Raw genomic sequence first — 17,541 nt, 5'->3', positions numbered from 1 at the left:
TCTTACGCCCCCGCCACTCTTGTTAGCTCAACAATGTTCTTTACGTTAAATTTATCCAATAGACGACGTTTGTATGTGCTGACTGTTTTGTCACTTATTGATAGCACTGAAGCGATTTCTCGATTGGACTTTCCTTGTAATAAATACTTCATTACTGCGCTTTCTCTGCTTGAAAGTTGTGGCATTTCTCGAACGCTATTAACAACTTGCTTAAATTTGAAGAAGGTATACCCCTTCTCTACCGCTTCTATCGCGTCTTTAAGAATGTCGTGATTTTCCGATTTACACACATAGCCATCAGCGCCAGAACGAAAAGCCATTTGGCTGTACATTTGGCTAGTTTCAGCGGAGAAGAAAATGACTTTGCCTTCATAACCATGGGATTTGATACGTTTGTAGAAATCAAACCCATCGCAATCTGCCAAGTTCACATCTAAGATCAACAGTTGAATTTCTTCCTTTTTCAATATTTGTAATGCCATCTTCGCTGATGTTGCAGTAAATACCCCATTTGTTTTCCCTAACTCTTCCAACAATGACTTGATTGCAACACAAACGAGAGGATGATCGTCAAAGATCAAGTAATTCAATTTATTCATATCTTTCATTTAGTATGGTTATGGCTTCTAGTGGCATGGGTTTATCAATGTAGAAGCCTTGGCAAAGATCAATCCCATACTCACGTATCGCTTGCAGTGTGACTTCGTCTTCAATACCTTCCGCGACCAGTCGTATATTTAAACTTTTCGCTAACGCGCAAATAGCAACAACGATGTTGCGTTTTTTGATGTCGCATTCGACACCTTGTACAAACGAACGATCGATTTTTAACTCGTTGAATGGCAGTTGAGCCAGTTTTTCAAACGTCGATGACCCCGTGCCAAAATCATCTATTGAGACAGTGACACCGTTCATCCTCAACTTGAGTAAATTCTTGTACAGGGACGCGCTAGTCTGAAATGTATCTCGCTCTGTAATTTCAATGGTGATTTGTGATGGGTCAATTTCGCTCTCTAAACATTGCTGTAAAAAGTAATGAGAGAACGCCGTATCTTCTAAGTTTTCATGGTCTACATTGATGGATACGTTTTGCGTCAATCCGCGGTGTTTCATGTCATAGATAACATTACTCAATACAGCTTGAAACAACTCTCCAGAAAGGCGGCAACGCTCTACAATTGGCAAAAAATAATGAGGGGGTAACACACCATAAATAGGATGATTCCAACGCGCGAGCGCTTCATACCCAAGCACTTCCCCACTTTGCACATCGACTAAAGGCTGGTAATAATTTTTCACTCGCCCTTCAGCCAGAGCAAACAGGAATTCTTGATCTTCCACTTCAATAGGTTGAGCAAAGCTGACTTGTTTCGCTTTTTCATCTTTTATTTTACCCAACAAATCAACGACTTCATTTTCATCGTATGGCTTAGGCAGCTTCCCTAATACTTCAAAGCTAAATCCCTCGCACATGGCTCTTACCGCAGAAATAATGGTCAATTCCATTGCACTGACCAGTACAACTTGCCCCTGGTACTGGACTTTATCGAGCATTTCCATCATATCGATGCCGTCTTTTCCGGGCATTTGGATATCACAAAAAATTACGTCAAAATGTTGTTCCTGCACACTCTGAATAGCGGCATCCACACAGTTAAAAGGGATGACTTGCGCGCAATAGCGATCCAATATTTGCGTAAGTATTGTGGTTTGTAGCGGATGGTCATCAATCACCATCACATTAAATTGTGTATTCATTTGTCTCTACCCAATAGTTTATGTTTTCGATCTCCTGCTCGATTCGTAAAATTAGCTCCGCTGTTCGCCTGTCAAACTCCGCAGCAGTAACTCGTTCTGCCTCAATGCAAAGCTCAGTCAGCATGCTTACCCCTATCGCGCCAACCGCTCCTTTGATGCCATGAATGACCCGTTTTTTGTCTCGCTCAGTCGATGCGGCGTTTAAGTTTTTTATATCTGTAGACATTGATTGACTAAACACGCGCGCAATCTCTTTTGCGTCCTGTGCTTTGAACCGTTTAATCCAGCCGGGCAGCCTACCCCTCTCTTTTTCGCCAATAAATGGAATCAAAACGGTTTTTAATTGATTAAGGTCATAGGGCTTGTAGAGCACATCATCAATGCCGATATCCTGTGTGCGCTCAATGGCAAGACGAGCATCTTCTGCTGTCACACCGATGATTGGAATTGCTTTAAATTCGGAGTTTTTCACGTGCCTAACAAGCTCATAGCCATCCATTTCTGGCATATGAAAATCGGTCAGCAGCAACACAACGTTTTCATCTTGGTTGATGTATTCCCATGCTTCGCGGCCGTTATTCACAATGACAGGTTCGATTCCAAGTTCATGAAGCTGCATTGCTATCACACTTTGGTTAATGGGATTATCTTCTGCGACCAGTACCGTGCCGAGAACCCAAGAAACCACTTCTTGATTTACGTCACTAAGCTTGGTTTCTTGCTGCGTTTGGCTGAGCAAATTGAACAATGTATCTGGATACTGAAGCTCTCTTAACGTAAGACTGCCAAGTACTCTTTGTTCGTCACGCAGCATTAGGCCATTAAAACTGGCATCGCTGTCGTGTATAGGGTGAAGGTTCGCCACCATTGTTTTTAACGTCGCTGGACGCATTTTCCACGCGTCACACCACTGGCGAATATTAAGTGGTAAGCTCTCGCTATACGTCCAGTTCAAACAAACGTCTGGCTCAGAGTCGCAATGCTCAATTGGCAGTTTGACGGTAATCGTCGTGCCTAAGCCAAATTGTGAATCGATGCAGAGCACGCCGCCCATGCAGTCGATCAATCGGTCAACAATGCTCAGCCCCAATCCAGTGCCGCCATATTTACGCGTAATAGTGTCATCCGCTTGAACAAAAGGATTGAGAATGCCTTCGAGTTGGTCATCCGTCATGCCGATACCTGAATCTGCCACTTTCAAGATAAGCTGCTTTTCATGAAGAATGACACTGATTCCAACCTCGCCTTCCGCAGTGAATTTCACCGCATTGGAGAGTAGATTGGTGGTAATTTGCACCAATCGCAGCGCGTCGATTTCAATGAAAGCATTCGAAAATGGTTTGATTGTCACTTTGTAATCCAAACCTTTCGCAAGCGCTCGTGGTTCAAAGCTTCGAAACACATCGCACAAGGTTTTAAGCAAGTCGGTCTTAACTGGGGCGACGGTTAAGTGCCCTGCCTCTAACTTTGAATAATCCAGTACTTCGTCTACTAGCGTATTCAAATGATTGAGCGAGCGTATGGCTTGGGCAATTAACTCGCGATTTGAATCTGCCGTCACTTGGTGATTTAGCAAATCGAGGATGCCGTGTGCTGCCGACAATGGCGTTCTTAATTCGTGACTCATGGTTGCCAAAAAGTTTTCGCGCGCACGTACCGCGGTTTGCGCTTCTTTTTGCGCATCGATTAACGCCTGCTCACGTTCTTTTTGCTGGGTAATATCTTGAATAACAGTCAGTACAAACTTGTTCTTACCGCTAGGAGAAGCGATGACTTTGCGTTCTCGATATACATGTTTAATATCAAGTTCACAGCCCGACGAGGCAACCTCTTCTGAAATACGCTTTCCAGCAATAACAGTGGTTAGTTCATCAAAATTATTCACCAGAGGAGCGTGCGCAGAATCACTTTTCAACTTACATTGTTGGCACTGTTTACTGTTGTAGTTGGCACAATTGCTCATCTCCATATGGTTATTTTCACTATGGATAAAAACCAAGCTATTGATCTCTTTGATGATGTCCATCAGCCATTGCTTTTCCGCTTCCTCATTGTCAGCATTAAATTCGGCTAACCTCACTTTAAGTCGCATGTGAGATAAGATGAAATACGCCGCAATTAACATGAGACAGAATATGAATGAACCAGCAACAACAAATGTAGCGATCTGCTCCGCGTCATAGCCATAAGTCAGTTTGAAGCTTCGGTGAGAACGCAGCAGTTTTTCGATCTCGTTAGAATCAATGGTTTCGATGATGCTGTTCAACATGTGTTGAAGTTGTGTATTGTGGTTTGCAACCGCAAATGCATTAGAGAACGTCAAAACGTCCTCCGCATTGATCACCAAGCCATCGACTTGATCTTGTGCAATCATGTTGTGAACGATGTCGTCAGGAATGTAAGCCACATCCAAAACGCCCGATTTCAAATCGGTAAGCAGCTTTTTCAAATCATCATAATGATCAACTTGGCCTTGTTGCCAAGTGCCCAAATGAACTAACCCTTGCTTTTTCAAAGTGAGCAGAATACCCGCTTCTTTCAGTGCAGATTTATCGCGCTTGCTCTGCTCCGTTTGGATAGCCACGTAATTACTGTGCATGAATGGTTTAGTGAACAACCAATCTGACTTAGGTAGCTCACCCACATAAGAGATGGGGACTATATCGGCATCAAATGCCGTTAATCCATTAGAAAGGCTCGACGTCGGCTTCACATACTTAAAGCTCAAGCCAGTACGAGACTGCAATAAGTCGACAAAATCTGGAAAGAAGCCATCTAACTCGCCCGTTTGCGAATCTCGGTAGAGAAACGGATAAGCTTCGTCACTGCTGCTGTAAGTTATCACTAGTTTGTTTTGATGATTACGTCGGTAATCTACCAATAACTTATCACTGATATGGTAAGGATTTTTCGAGGCGACGGAGCGAATGTTTTTTCCATTTTGCTCCCACTGAAGGATTTTGTTGATGTCATCGATCAGACTCTGTTTGTCCAACGAAGCGATAAAACTCACCTCTTCGTTTTTCAACCAACTGGGAATATCGACAACCCCTTTTACAATGTCATTCAAATCCAAATATTGGGTAATACCAACATAAGTGTAAATCAGCGCGTTCGCTTTACCTCGCTTAACTTCATTAAACGCCTCTAAACGTGTTTTAACATAATGTATCTTATCGATACCACGTTCAGTGAGGTTGTCACAATACACACTGCCCTCAACACACACCCATTTAAGATCACGCGCATCACTATCTCGGTAAGTGGCATTCCGATACCAAACAGCGATAGTGCTCGAAAAGAAAGGCATCGAAAACAAGAAACGCTTTTCTCTTGCTGCTGTTTTACTAAATCCAACCGCACCATCAATCTTCTTGCTTTCGACATCCGCAAGTAAAGACGGAATATGCTTGTAAGTCCGAAGTTCTAACTCATAATCCAAAGCTTTAGTAATGTTAGACAAATACTCAAGACTAATTCCGTACGAAGGACCAACGCTACCGTCAAACGAGTCTTTAGCTTCGTCTTGCGCAATAACACCAACGATGACCTTCGGTTTAGGACTCTGTTTGGCAGTTGAGCAAAAAGAACTCGCTAAAAAAATTAAGGCGACGGACGATACCGTAATACTTCTAAGAATACTGAGCATGACTGCTTCCTCTGAATGGAAGCTCAGACTAGTTTTTGTCAGATAAAAGTCAAACTTAGCTCAATAGTGAAATAAAAATAACACTCTGATATAAAAGTAAAAAACCAAAATTCGTCAGAACAATCTGACAACACAATCCACCTTTGACTACACAGCGTTTGCGTTCGGTCTCTCACCCAGACGGATATTCACTGCGAGTCGGTATACATAAGGGATGTGTGCTTTTAGGTTTGCACGCCATAGCTTTTTACTTTCATCTTGAATGATTCATCATCATTCCATGATAAACTGGCGTATTAACATGAAAGAAAGCTCAACTCCGCGGTTTCGAGCAGCTTGAAGTAAACACAGTTTTAGAAAATGCGTTCTAGTATTGTATTACTCAAGACTCACATTGCTACTTTTACAACCGCTGGAGCATTAGAAAAATTAAGGTATTAAATTCAAATGGTTAATAACTCAATCCAGTGGTTTCCTGGCCACATGCACAAAGCACGTAAAGAGATCGAAGAAGCAATCCCTCAAGTGGATGTGATCATCGAAGTACTGGATGCTCGTATTCCTTTCAGTAGTGAAAACCCTTTGATTTCTCAAATCCGTGGTGACAAACCTGTCGTTAAAGTTTTGAACAAACGTGATTTGGCCGATCCAGAGTTAACTCAACTGTGGATTGAGCACTTGGAGCAAGAGCAACATGTAAAAGCAATGGCGATCACGACTTCTGAACCACAAGAAGTGCATCGAATCATGGAGCTTTGCCGCAAACTTGCCCCACACCGAGAAGAAATTGGTAAAAACATTCGCACCATGATCATGGGTATCCCAAACGTTGGAAAGTCGACGATCATTAACACCCTCGCAGGCCGAACAATCGCTGTAACAGGTAACCAACCCGCGGTTACACGTCGTCAACAACGTATCAACCTGCAAAATGGCATCGTATTATCTGATACTCCAGGGATTTTATGGCCAAAAGTGGAAAATCCACACAGTGGCTTCCGCCTTGCGGCTACTGGCGCGGTAAAAGATACAGCGATGGAATATGACGAAGTCGCATTCTATACCATTGAATACCTAGCAGCTCATTATGCAGACAAACTTAAAGAGCGTTATCAAATTGAAGAGCTTCCAGAATCAGATATCGAGATCATGGAAGAAATTGGTCGTCGCCGCGGTGCACTACGTGCAGGTGGACGTGTTGACTTACACAAAGTATCAGAGATCTTATTGCACGAACTTCGTCAAGGCACTTTGGGCCAAATTACATTAGAACGCCCAGAAATGATCACTCAAGAGCTGATTGAAGTCGAGATTGAGACCGCCCGTAAAGAAGAAGAAAAAGCGAAGCGTAAAGAAGAGCGTCGTAAGCGCTATTTACGTAATAAGCGATAAGCTTGTCTTTTATCTACTCATGTTTCAAGGCGCGATTTTCGCGCCTTTTTTGTTATCTAATGCGCCCATTTTTTTCACTTTTCAAACTTTATATTCCTCATCCAAAATCCAGATATGAAGCACGAAAAAACACCGCAAAATCGCCGTATAAACTTTAAGCACAAACTAGTTTAGACCCCGGGCCCCTATAGAGTTACAGCCACCATCCAACCCTCAAATGTCGAGTTTGCAAGGGTCTGCAAACTTATGCAACCTGGTTAGTGACACTCTCCCCAAAATCCGCAATATGAATAAGTGTCAGCGCTGGCGTTTTTCCATATGAAGAAGAGATTTATTATGAGTGAAACTATACAAAGCAAACCACTTCCCTCCTTTATCGAGGAACGCCTAGATTTTTATATTCAAGATCTAATCGAACCGAATGAGAACAAAAAACACCTTGTTCTTGGTAAACGCCCACCGTGTAATGCCGTTGTCCTGCAAAGCAATGATTACCTTGCACTGTCTCATAATAAGGAGATTCAAAACGCGCATCGTGATGCGATTTCCCAGCACGATGACAACGTCGTGATGTCCGCGATTTTCTTACAAGACGATGAATCGAAACCTGTATTTGAAACGCAACTAGCCAGTTTCGTTGGTATGCCTAGTTGTCTACTTTCTCAATCTGGTTGGGCTGCGAATGTCGGTTTATTGCAGACTATTTGTGCACCGAACATACCTGTGTACATTGATTTCTTTGCACATATGTCTTTGTGGGAAGGCGCACGTATTGCCGGAGCACAAATTCATCCGTTCATGCATAACAACACCAGTCACCTAAGAAAACAGATTTCACGTCACGGTTCAGGGATCATTGTTGTGGATTCGGTTTACAGCACTATCGGGACCATCGCTCCTCTACGTGATATCTACGAAATAGCACAGGAGTTTGACTGCGGCCTGGTTGTAGATGAATCACACTCTTTAGGTACACACGGTCCACAAGGTGCGGGGATACTGCAGGGTCTTGGCTTAACTCATAAGGTAGATTTTATTACCGTTAGTCTTGCCAAGACATTTGCTTATCGTGCTGGCGCGATTTTAGGCCCAGAAAAACTGGCGAAGACGCTTCCATTTGTGGCGTACCCTGCAATATTTAGTTCTACCGTATTACCGCAAGAGATCATTCGGCTAGAGAAAACACTGGACGTCATTAGAAAATCAGATGATAAGCGAGATATTCTGTTTGAAAGAGCCAAGTCTTTAGCCGTTGGTTTAAAACGCATTGGATTTACTATTCGCAGTGAATCACAAATTATCGCATTAGAATGTGGTAACGAGAGAAACACTGAGCGAGTCCGCGACTTTCTCGAAGAGCGAAATGTTTACGGCGCAGTGTTTTGCCGCCCTGCAACTGGAAGGAACAAAAACATCATCCGTTTTTCAGTCAATGCAGACATGACAGCTGCTGAAGTTGATCATGTACTCACTGTCTGCCAACAAGCATTTGCACACCCTGACTTAGAGTTTGTGTAAGTTAGTGTGTAGATAAAACTAAAGAGCTCAACAGTTTTGCTGAGCTCTTTATTCGTGTTATTCGTTGTGAGCAACTCGCCTCAAGAAAACAAGTCGCGAATGATTAGATCCAGTTTGCGATTTTATCGAACAAACGATTTTTATCCGCCGGTTTTACGATGAAGTCAGACATACCCGAAGACCCAATTTTGTCCAACGTGACAGGTGAACTATCCCCTGTATGCGCAATAATAGGTACCGACGCATAGTTTTTATCCGAGCTTCGAATTCGCCTAGACGCTTCTACACCATCCATAATTGGCATTTCGATATCCATCAGAATGAGATCAACATCTTCTTGCTCTAGTGTATCCAGAGCCTGCTGCCCGTCTTCTTTCTGAATCACTTCAAAGCCTTGCTTTTCAAGTAACATTGCCGTGAATTTACGCAAAGATTCATTATCATCCACGACCATAATTGTGCGCTTATTTGAATTATCTAACGTCACCGAGGCCGTTGGTGTCGATACATAGCTTGAATCATATAAGAGACGCTCAATAGTTGGTTTAGTATTCAATAACCAGGCTTGCGTTTCGATCCAAATAGGTTCATATGCAGCCTTACGTGCTCTCTGAGTCGGATGATGCTCAAAAAGATAAACGATGCGTGCTTCAGTGAAAGACAAGAGAGATTCTAATCTATCCAATTGGTTTGCTCTTGGATCTAAGCTCTCAAGATCGATAAAAATCAGATCGAATTCGAACTCGTACTCTTTCTTTTTGAGTACTTGGTTGACATCTAAAATTGTCGAGTCAAAGCCCATAAAACGGCTAATATCTGTTACTTTAGACACCAAGATATCTTGGCTAGTCACCGTTAGAATGGTTTTGAGTTTAGTCAGATCGTTTTTGATTTCAGTAACGGTATCAGATGTCGTTAGTGGGAAAGTTAACGTAAATTGAGACCACTCCCCTAACTGAGATTGACACTCAATGTTCCCCCCAAATGAACGCATGACTTTTTTACAAAACGGTAGGCCCAAACCATAACTTCCTGATTTGCCGGTGGTGTAAAAGTCTTGAAAGATATTGCGTAGAACATCAGGAGCAATACCAGCACCATTATCGGTTACAACAATTTGATTAAAGCGTTCTGAACTTATCATGGATACATGTATGTGAAAATCTTCAGATTTACGGTGATGGAAGGCATTCTTGAAAAGATTATACATAACGTATTTAAGCAGCGTATCACTACCTAGAAACTCAAACTCACTTCTCGCATCCAACGATATGGCAAATCGATCAGTGGCACGTTTATAACTGAAGCTTTCAATTGCCTGTTCAACGACCGAGTGAGCTGAATATTTTTTGAAGCTAGAACGAGAAACTCGATTTTCATCAATCGAAGTCAGCAATAAATCGATGGTTTCATTACCCGATTGGATAATGTTCATTGCATCCTGACTCACTTCACGTAATAAGGTGACATCTTCTACACTCATGACGTACTGCTCTTTTCCTGCCTCTTTCATGTTGGGCAAGATCGACTGGATAACATCTATTGAAGTGCAAAGCCCACTCAACGGGTTACGCATTTCATGTGCAATCCCTGCCCCGAATGATTTTGCCAGCGAGACTTTCGCTTCATGTTCAACTTGGTTACGAAAATAGAACAAATTACCGAAGACATAAATAAACAGAAAGATTGGCACATGAGTCCAATCCATGGTCAAGTCAAGATGGAACCCTTTTGCAACCCAAGCGAAGAATGTTGCTAAACCTATCCCAGCAAAGGTTTGAGCAAACATGACCCTAGTAACATGAACCAGTAAAATGTGTAAGAAAATTGCAGACATAAACGACATAACCCATACATTGGACCAGTCATTCATCAGTAACATATAAAAAAAGAAAAACGGTAAGCACAGCGTTATCGTCACTTGGTAGTAAATAGGAACATAATCTCTCCAAGTCGATGATAAGCGGTTTCTAAAAATGATGCCGAAAAACAATAACGAGCAAAACAATCTAAGAGGTAAATTTTCATAAGCCTGTGGAAAGGCAAACTCCCAGACAAAGTAGTACAGCGGAAAGCCAAGAAACCCCATCCAGCCAACGAGAGTTAGGTTTGGTTCTGCATATTGATAAACCTTACGTATCGAGTCCATATAATCTGTTTTGCTTACTCCGCCTGACGCACAACAATGTGATTTTGATTCACTTTTATCATTTTATTATTAACTAATTATATATTAATCATCATTTATAAGCAGCGCGAAATGACGTAAACAGCTCGCAATACTTATCTTTAGTTTCAATCTTTTAAGACAGCTGCACTTGATTTACAACCAAATAAACAAAGTTGCATATAGTTTAGTGTAATTTTGCGATAATCGCTCTGTATCCAATTGGATGTTAATCTCATTTTGTGCAAGAAACTTAAGTCGCGCCTTTGGCACGACTTTCCAACGATTCAAAAACAGTACTCACCGCATATAGCGTGGTGAAGAACAATTGGCTTGGGATGTGTTATGAATTCTGTCCAGATAAAAAATGTCATTTTTGATGTAGGTAATGTATTGGTACGCTGGTCTCCAGTAGAAATCGTTCGCTTAACATTTGGTGGTTCCGTAGAGTCAGAGAAAATGGCTCAGATGCTATTTTCATCACAAATCTGGAAAGATTTAAATAAAGGGACGATCTCCGAAAGGGAAGCAAAACAGCGTTATCAACGTGAACACCAAGTAACGACGGAAGAAATGGGCCGCTTCTTTTATTATGTAAAACACACTCAAATATTACTTTACGGCAGTATAGAGCTGTTAAAACGAGTAAAAAGAGCCGGATATGGCGTATATGCGCTCACAGACAACATCAACGAAATTGTGGAACACCTTCGTACTACTTATGAGTTTTGGCCACTGTTTGATGGAGCAATCATCTCTTCTGAAGTTCAATTACTAAAACCACAAGCGGAGATCTACCAAACTCTACTTTCAAAGTATCAGCTTAACCCCGAAGAGACAGTATTTCTTGATGACATGCCTTACAATGTTGAAGGTGCCCGAGCAGTTGGCATGGCTGCTATTCAGTTTGAAAATGCTCAGCAATGTGAGCTCGAACTAAAAGCCATGGGGGTTAACTTCTAGAAAGCTTTTAATAAAAACATAACGTTAGGGTGCATAAACAAAAAAGAGCAGTGTTGAGACTGCTCTTATCTAATGTTTTAGAACGCTAGGTTAGGAGTAAATCACGTTTTCCTCAATCCCACTAACTAATGACTGGGCGTTCTTCCAACGGAATACTTTTTCTAACACCTCTTTGCCATCAGGTGCGCGCCAAGTTCGCTCTTGATCCTCTTGTCCACCAATGTGGCGATAGAATTCAATCGCAGAAATGTTTTGCGACACAACTTCTAAATAAAGACCTGTGTCTTTAAAGTACTGCTGTTGCCATTCTGCGACAGCAAGTAATAGCTGCTTACCAATACCACGACCACGGTAACTGTCATCAACATGCAATGCGTCAATAAAGGTTCCACGCTCGAAATCATGGTTGCCGAACACACAAACAAAGCCAAGTAGCAAACCTCCCTCCTCCGCCAAGACAATGTGCTGATTGAATGGTGGGTTGGTCAAACGGGTTTGCCAAATCAGTAGTTTGTCGTCAATCGCTTCTTTCTCAAGATAGTTATCACTAAGAATGCCACGGTAATGACGCTTCCAGCTATCCGCATGAAGATGCGCAATGCGCTCGTAGTCCTTATATTCCGCTAATCGTAAATCCATTACGTATTCCTATTTTCTTACATTTTTGCTTCTTTATAGAGTCTCGGTATATTCCACCTTTATAACACTTGTTTCTTGGCAGATTTTATACACCTTAAGCCAGAGCTCATTTTTTAATACTACTCATTATTCAATTAAAAGCAAAATATCCCATCAAGTTCCTTAATCTACACCCAAAGGAATAGTCACATTTGTCTAACTTTAATTTGACTTACATGTGTACGCTGATATTCTGGCGAACAGTTGTTAGCTCAAAGTTAGGGATACACCTGTGACTCAAAACAAACCACCTGTTATCTGGTTGAATACATTGATATTTTCTGCCAGTTTTGTTCTGACTTTTATTGTAATGCCTTGGTATGCATATCATTTTGGACTGGGTTGGGAACATCTAATTTGGGGAGTGATTGCATTTAGTTTTACTAACCTTTCTATTACAGCAGGCTATCATCGTCTCTGGAGCCACAAAACGTACGAAGCTCATCCTATTTTGCGCGCCATTTTTGCGATTGGAGGAGCATTTTCTTTGCAAAATAGTGCATTACATTGGTCTTCTGATCATCGTGTGCATCACAAACATGTCGACAATAACGATAAAGATCCGTACTCAGCCAAGCGGGGTTTTTGGTATTCTCACATTGGGTGGATGTTACGTGATTACAATAAATCAAAGGAAAACGAATATACAAACTGCCGTGACCTAAAGCGCGACAAAATCGTCATGTGGCAGCATAAGTATTATGTTCCACTTGCCCTACTGACTAATATTGGTTTCCCAGTCATGCTCGGACTGATCTACGGTGATATCTGGGGGATGTTATTGGTCGTTGGTGCGGCTCGACTCTTTATGAGTCACCATACGACTTTTTTCATTAACTCCCTCGCACATATTTGGGGTAAGCAAACTTTCACAGACAAAAACACTGCTCGCGATAATGGTGTACTCGCCTTTTTCACATTTGGAGAGGGTTACCATAATTTCCATCATATTTTCGAGAATGACTATCGCAATGGCGTGTATTGGTGGCATTACGACCCAACGAAGTGGTTGATAAAGTCATGTTCTTGGCTAGGACTCACATCTAAGTTGCGCACAACGCCTACATTTAGAATTGAAAAGGCCCGTGCGAGTCAACTTTTGAAGAAAGCAAGAGAAAAGCTAGAATCGAAACCGAACACGCAAACGATCCTCGATCAGCTACAGCACGAGTTTGATACTCTAGTTCATCACATGCAGGAATACTACGAGATGCGCAAAGAAGTACTCGGTGCCAAAACTGCCAGTGTGGTAAAGAAATACGAATGTTCTGTAACGAAAATGAAGTACCAGCAAATTAAAGCAGAGTTCGAACGGCAGCAACGTAGTTGGAACCTTATGGTTCGTCGATACGCATAGTTTATCCTCATTCTTACGATTACTTAGCTTCGCTTCGGCGAAGCTTTTTTGTTGTGAAGAGTGTTTTCCAATAATTGCTTACTGAGTAAAGTCTTTTTCCTATTGTGAATCAATTCACTCTTTATTCATTCACTTTCCTAGTCATATTTTCCTTCCTATAAATAGCTTCAAACCAGCACATAACACTTAGAAAACCAAATTCCAACAATACAATCTAACGAAATTATTTATTAAATTATTATTTGTCTCAGATCATGCAAGCCCCATATTTGTCTCGTGCCACAGCTAAGAATTCTGTAAATTCCTTGTCATAAACTGAAACAGTTTCTTTCTTTTTCACATAACATTCGGAGATCCCTATGTTAGAGCTCTTAATTGGCTTAGTGGTTACCATTGCGGTGGGTTACTTTATTGTCAAAGGCTATAAAGCTGCGGGCGTGTTACTGACCGCTGGTATTGCTTTACTTCTTATGACTGGCGTTTTGGGGCACGACGTGCTGCCGTCAAAAATCACCTCAACTGGTAACATGGTGACAGATGCGCTTGAATACGTGAAATACATGCTTCAATACCGCGGTGGCGGTCTTGGTATGCAAATCATGCTGCTTTGTGGTTTTGCGTCATACATGACTCATATCGGCGCGAACAACGTGGTAGTGAAACAGTTCTCTAAACCGCTTTCTGTCATCAAGTCTCCTTACGTCCTTTTGGTAGCGGCTTACATTGTGGCGTGTTTAATGTCTCTTGCGGTAAGTTCTGCAACAGGCCTTGGCGTACTATTAATGGCGACATTATTCCCAATGATGGTCGCGATGGGCATTTCTCGTCCAGCAGCCGTTGCAGTGTGTGCCTCTCCAGCGGCAATCATCCTTTCTCCTACTTCTGGTGATGTTGTTATCGCAGCAGAAAAGTCTGGTTTAGAGCTTGATGTGTTTGCGGTACAAACTGTGTTGCCTGTTTCTATTTGCGCAATCATCGTCATGGCAGCGGCAGCGTTCTTCTGGAACAAATACTTAGATAAGAAAGAAAATACACCAATGGAAAAAATTGATGTATCAGAGATCAAAGCTGACGCACCAGCGTTTTATGCAGCTCTTCCTTTTCTACCTATCATCGGCGTTTTCCTATTCAACGGTCGTACCATTCCAGGACTTAGTCTAGACATCTACACTATTGTGGTTGGTTCGATTTTCCTTGGAGCTCTGATCCATTATGTTGTAAATAAGTTCGATGGTAAGAAATCACTAGAAGATTTAGATTCTTGTTACGCAGGCATGGCTGACGCGTTCAAAGGCGTTGTGATGCTTTTGGTTGCCGCAGGGGTTTTTGCACAAGGTCTGATGTCTATCGGAGCTATCGATAACCTACTTCATCTAGCAGATAATGCTGGTGCAGGCGGCGTTGCTTTAATGCTTATTCTAACTGCATTGACAGTTGCAGCAGCAATTGCAACGGGTTCGGGTAACGCGCCTTTTTATGCGTTCGTGGAGTTAGCACCATCTTTGGCTGCGAAAATGGGATTAAACCCTGCTTTCCTAATTATCCCGATGCTTCAAGCATCAAACCTAGGCCGCACTATCTCACCAGTATCTGGCGTAATCGTTGCGACATCAGGTATGGCAAACATCAGCCCGTTTGAGGTTGTAAAACGCACATCCGTTCCAGTTCTAGCAGGCCTTATCACGGTGATTATTGGTACTATGGTGCTTGTTCCAATGAGTGCCTAACGGTATTGCCACGATCAAACTAAAAGCAATATCCGAACAAAATTACGTTTAATTAAAAACGCCAGCAAATGTGCTGGCGTTTTTTTATTCTAATGTGTTGATTTACGCTGACTTAAATCGGTCAGGAATCTTAGTGATGCTCTCTCTGTAGCTAAACCATAAGTAGGTAACGGCAAGCGAAAAGAATAAATATGAAAGTGCGAATACGATTGGAGACGTGATTAATTCCGCGGACATTCCCCACATCACACCGACTACGGTTATCGTCAACTTAGAAAGCATACCGCAAATGAGTAGGAATAAAGCAAGCTGTGGAAAGCGCGAGCTGCGAAATGCGAAGAAATAACAGCTACCTACCGCTAAAGAAGCAATAGATAAGCCCAACATAAATGAATGGATGTGGTCTGCTGATGCGATACCAGCGGATACCGAAGCCATGAGTAATAGGAACAGTTTCATAAGTCACCTCACAACAAATCTAAAAAGCATCCCTTCATAAATGAAAACTCATTTTTCACTATATTCTGCGCCTAAAATCAGCAATTACAAGTTACTTTTTTGCTCACTTAATGAACATAAAAGCTAATCAGCTTCAATTATTACAAAAGGTTAACAATTAAAAATTAAGAAACCCTTTGCATCTGATACTTACGACAGTTAGATGATAAATTCGCCATTTTTGTTACAGACGGTTAACATGGAAACATTTTGAAATTTTTTATTTGAAATGTGAACTGTGCACTCAACAGCGTAAAACCTCTCTGTCTTGACTCATCATTCGTTATTAGCGAACAAAAAATATCACTTTTTTACAACGTTCTTACTACATACAAAACCATGAATTCACATCCACTTTTAATGTTGCAAATTATTTTATCAGTAACCGTAAAAAGAGATTCCAATCACATATTTATTGGTTATAATCCGCGCTCATTGCGTTAAACGTTGAAAAACGCAAACTAATTTTGAGAAAAAACATCTTTAAACCAACCTTCTTTGCGGCATTGCCAATAAGAGGAAAAACTGAGAATAAAAATGAGCAAGATTGATAAAGCTATGCGCATCCTGTTAGCAGGGTTCTGTATCAACCTTTGTCTTGGCATCCTGTATGCTTGGAGTGTATTCAACAAGGCACTGGTAACTGAATCAGGCTGGAGTGCTGCAGAAGCTTCTGCACCTTACGCAACTGCAACCATCACTTTCTCTATCTGTCTTCTTATTGCAGGTATTCTTCAAGACCGCATGGGCCCTCGAATGATCCTTATCCTAGGTACTGTTCTTACAGGTCTGGGCATGATCGCGTCTGGCTTTGTTGACACTCCACTCATGCTGAACATTACCTTCGGTGTGATCACAGGTGCAGGTATCGGTTTTGGTTACGCATGCCTATCACCTTCTGCGATGAAGTGGTTCCACGCTTCGAAGAAAGGTATGGTTAACGGCATTATTGCGGCAGGTTTTGGTCTAGCGGCTATTTACCTCGCGCCAGTAACTTCTGCGCTAATAGACAGCATGGGCATTCAAACTAGCTTTATGGTTCTTGGTGTTGGTATTCTAACGATTGCGGTTCCTCTTGCAGCAACCATCAACAACCCACCAGCAGACTACACACCTGCGGAGCCTAAAGTAAAAGAAGGCCAAGCACCTAAAGCGGTGAAAAAGTCAGATGACTTAACTTGGAAAGCAATGTTGAAAACGCCACAGTTCTACTCTCTATGGATCATGTACGCGTTTGCAGCTTCTGTTGGTCTAATGATCATTGGTAACATCACGACAATCGCAAGCGTTCAAGCAAACTTGCCAAACGCGGTTTACCTAGCGTCTATTCTTGCTGTATTCAACTCTGGCGGTCGTGTTGCCGCGGGTATGCTTGCAGATAAAATCGGCGGTGTTCGTACGCTTCTACTTGCGTTCGTTCTACAAGGCGTAAACATGGTACTGTTCGCGACGTTCGACTCTGAGTTTACACTGATCATCGGTACAGCAATCGCAGCGGTAGGTTACGGTACACTTCTAGCGGTATTCCCTACTCTAACGGCTGAGTTCTACGGTCTGAAAAACTACGGCACTAACTACGGCGTGCTTTACACAGCATGGGGTATTGGTGGTGCAATCGGCGCAGCGGTTGTTGGTTTCTCGATGACAAATGGCGACGGCTACACCTTGGCTTACACAATTTCTTCAGCAATGATGGCAGTATGTATCGTACTTGCGTTCATCACTAAGCCATTGTCTGAAGCGAAAGTAGCACAGCTAAAAAACGCATAATTGCGAATTGATTTGATAGCAAAAAGGCTTAACCTATGGGTTAAGCCTTTTTTTGTTATCGGTC

General features: G+C 42.0%; 12 protein-coding genes. 6 read left to right on the top strand and 6 right to left on the bottom strand.

From position 1 onward, the window contains the following. Nucleotides 1–2: 2 nt before the first annotated feature. The 3 genes from R8269_RS02760 to R8269_RS02750 are packed head-to-tail and all read right to left on the bottom strand — an operon-like array spanning nt 3 to nt 5,407. Nucleotides 3–599 (bottom strand): response regulator transcription factor, encoded by a 597-nt coding sequence (locus R8269_RS02760; protein WP_017635347.1) that lies wholly within the window; start codon nt 597–599, stop codon nt 3–5. After that, a complete protein-coding gene (locus R8269_RS02755; protein WP_017821555.1) occupies nt 592–1,758 on the bottom strand; it encodes an EAL domain-containing protein in 1,167 nt (388 codons plus the stop codon). Before R8269_RS02755 ends, R8269_RS02760 begins: the two co-directional genes overlap by 8 nt. Further along, nucleotides 1,742–5,407: an ATP-binding protein gene (locus R8269_RS02750; protein WP_258477031.1), complete on the bottom strand. Its 3,666-nt coding sequence runs from the start codon at nt 5,405–5,407 to the stop codon at nt 1,742–1,744. Before R8269_RS02750 ends, R8269_RS02755 begins: the two co-directional genes overlap by 17 nt. A gap of 447 nt (nt 5,408–5,854) precedes the next feature. Between R8269_RS02750 and ylqF the strand changes: the two genes are divergently transcribed. After that, nucleotides 5,855–6,799, top strand: coding sequence for a ribosome biogenesis GTPase YlqF (gene ylqF, locus R8269_RS02745; protein ID WP_005376521.1), 945 nt, complete (start codon nt 5,855–5,857; stop codon nt 6,797–6,799). Nucleotides 6,800–7,135: 336 nt separating this feature from the next. Further along, nucleotides 7,136–8,317: an alpha-hydroxyketone-type quorum-sensing autoinducer synthase gene (gene cqsA / locus R8269_RS02740; protein WP_017635350.1), complete on the top strand. Its 1,182-nt coding sequence runs from the start codon at nt 7,136–7,138 to the stop codon at nt 8,315–8,317. A 103-nt stretch (nt 8,318–8,420) separates the two neighbouring features. Here the strand turns inward: cqsA and R8269_RS02735 are convergent, their stop codons facing one another. Next, complete coding sequence (locus tag R8269_RS02735; protein ID WP_053303516.1) at nt 8,421–10,466, bottom strand: response regulator; 2,046 nt, start codon at nt 10,464–10,466, stop codon at nt 8,421–8,423. A 363-nt stretch (nt 10,467–10,829) separates the two neighbouring features. Here R8269_RS02735 and R8269_RS02730 point away from each other — a divergent pair, with 363 nt between their 5' ends. Beyond that, nucleotides 10,830–11,447, top strand: a complete 618-nt coding sequence (locus R8269_RS02730) for an HAD family hydrolase (RefSeq protein ID WP_025767847.1) — start codon at nt 10,830–10,832, stop codon at nt 11,445–11,447. Nucleotides 11,448–11,537: 90 nt separating this feature from the next. Here the strand turns inward: R8269_RS02730 and R8269_RS02725 are convergent, their stop codons facing one another. After that, entirely contained in the window at nt 11,538–12,086 is a 549-nt protein-coding gene (locus R8269_RS02725; protein ID WP_005376525.1) for a GNAT family N-acetyltransferase, read from the bottom strand. Nucleotides 12,087–12,357: 271 nt separating this feature from the next. On the opposite strand from R8269_RS02725, the gene R8269_RS02720 reads away from it, so the two are divergent. After that, nucleotides 12,358–13,482: an acyl-CoA desaturase gene (locus R8269_RS02720; RefSeq protein WP_017821552.1), complete on the top strand. Its 1,125-nt coding sequence runs from the start codon at nt 12,358–12,360 to the stop codon at nt 13,480–13,482. A gap of 359 nt (nt 13,483–13,841) precedes the next feature. Beyond that, nucleotides 13,842–15,209 (top strand): anaerobic C4-dicarboxylate transporter DcuC, encoded by a 1,368-nt coding sequence (gene dcuC, locus R8269_RS02715; RefSeq protein WP_005376528.1) that lies wholly within the window; start codon nt 13,842–13,844, stop codon nt 15,207–15,209. Nucleotides 15,210–15,311: 102 nt separating this feature from the next. Here the strand turns inward: dcuC and R8269_RS02710 are convergent, their stop codons facing one another. Next, entirely contained in the window at nt 15,312–15,668 is a 357-nt protein-coding gene (locus tag R8269_RS02710) for a hypothetical protein (RefSeq protein WP_005376535.1), read from the bottom strand. Nucleotides 15,669–16,244: 576 nt separating this feature from the next. On the opposite strand from R8269_RS02710, the gene R8269_RS02705 reads away from it, so the two are divergent. After that, the gene (locus tag R8269_RS02705; protein ID WP_005376536.1) at nt 16,245–17,477 is read left to right on the top strand and encodes an OFA family MFS transporter; all 1,233 of its coding nucleotides are present in this window, start codon (nt 16,245–16,247) and stop codon (nt 17,475–17,477) included. Nucleotides 17,478–17,541 lie beyond the last annotated feature (64 nt).

The sequence above is a fragment of the Vibrio sp. Vb0667 genome, assembly GCF_033391095.1.
Note: the sequence above shows the minus strand (reverse complement) of the source record. Positions and strands in the feature narration are given on the sequence as shown.

What these genes read in the sequence shown, in the direction of transcription:
- R8269_RS02760 (WP_017635347.1), bottom strand. Translation starts at nt 599, where the DNA reads ATGAATAAATTGAATTACTTGATCTTTGACGATCATCCTCTCGTTTGT.
- R8269_RS02755 (WP_017821555.1), bottom strand. Translation starts at nt 1,758, where the DNA reads ATGAATACACAATTTAATGTGATGGTGATTGATGACCATCCGCTACAA.
- R8269_RS02750 (WP_258477031.1), bottom strand. Translation starts at nt 5,407, where the DNA reads ATGCTCAGTATTCTTAGAAGTATTACGGTATCGTCCGTCGCCTTAATT.
- ylqF (WP_005376521.1), top strand. Translation starts at nt 5,855, where the DNA reads ATGGTTAATAACTCAATCCAGTGGTTTCCTGGCCACATGCACAAAGCA.
- cqsA (WP_017635350.1), top strand. Translation starts at nt 7,136, where the DNA reads ATGAGTGAAACTATACAAAGCAAACCACTTCCCTCCTTTATCGAGGAA.
- R8269_RS02735 (WP_053303516.1), bottom strand. Translation starts at nt 10,466, where the DNA reads ATGGACTCGATACGTAAGGTTTATCAATATGCAGAACCAAACCTAACT.
- R8269_RS02730 (WP_025767847.1), top strand. Translation starts at nt 10,830, where the DNA reads ATGAATTCTGTCCAGATAAAAAATGTCATTTTTGATGTAGGTAATGTA.
- R8269_RS02725 (WP_005376525.1), bottom strand. Translation starts at nt 12,086, where the DNA reads ATGGATTTACGATTAGCGGAATATAAGGACTACGAGCGCATTGCGCAT.
- dcuC (WP_005376528.1), top strand. Translation starts at nt 13,842, where the DNA reads ATGTTAGAGCTCTTAATTGGCTTAGTGGTTACCATTGCGGTGGGTTAC.
- R8269_RS02710 (WP_005376535.1), bottom strand. Translation starts at nt 15,668, where the DNA reads ATGAAACTGTTCCTATTACTCATGGCTTCGGTATCCGCTGGTATCGCA.
- R8269_RS02705 (WP_005376536.1), top strand. Translation starts at nt 16,245, where the DNA reads ATGAGCAAGATTGATAAAGCTATGCGCATCCTGTTAGCAGGGTTCTGT.